The organism is Bradyrhizobium sp. 31Argb (genome assembly GCF_043638955.1).
Taxonomy (GTDB): Bacteria; Pseudomonadota; Alphaproteobacteria; order Rhizobiales; family Xanthobacteraceae; genus Bradyrhizobium.
The window spans coordinates 1-643 of record NZ_JBEGDB010000687.1 but is presented as its reverse complement, the minus strand read 5'-3'; the positions used below and the strand labels follow the sequence as shown (position 1 = coordinate 643).

Below are 643 nucleotides of genomic sequence, written 5' to 3'. Positions count from 1 at the left end.
TCACAAACCGCAACAGCGGCGCCCGGCCAAGCTCGATGCGCTGCCGGCGCGGATCAAACCGATCCCTGAGCTGCGCGTGGCCGGGACCACCAGCGCCATCCAGCTCGACCTCGGTCACCGCCAGCGGCGCGCGGCGCCACACCACCTGGGCCGGGCGCGACAGCCCTTCCCAGACAAACGAGGTGCGCAGAATGTCGTGCCGATCCACCACCCGCTGAACCGCACCAAGATAGCGCTCCAACAGCTCTCGATCGGCAAACGCCATCTGCGAGACCAGCAGGTAGGGATCGCCCGTTGTCGCCAACAGATGATGGAACAGGATGCCGTCCTGCAGCGGCGACAACCCATAAATGTCCTGGGTGTTGCCGATCCCGCCCGGCACCGTGGCGACGATCCGCTCGATCTCTTCCTGCGTCAGCTCGAGCAGCGGCAGCATCTCTGGCGTGATCGCCGTACTCTGCTCGGGAATCAGGTTCGCCGGGACCGCCACCGCCTGATGACGGCCAAGGCTCGCCGCCAGATCCGCCAGCACGGGCTTTGCAAACAAGGTCCGCACCTCGACCCCCAGCGCCAGCCGCCGCAGCCGCTCCATCAGCTGCACCGCCAACAGCGAATGCCCGCCCAGCTCGAAGAAGTGGTCGTG

At 66.9% G+C, this 643-nt stretch carries 1 protein-coding gene; it reads right to left on the bottom strand.

The window, feature by feature from the left end; translation table 11 throughout:
• Positions 1-643, bottom strand: a 643-nt coding sequence (locus AAFX91_RS42285; RefSeq protein ID WP_394570425.1) for a condensation domain-containing protein, incomplete at both ends; no start/stop codon positions are given.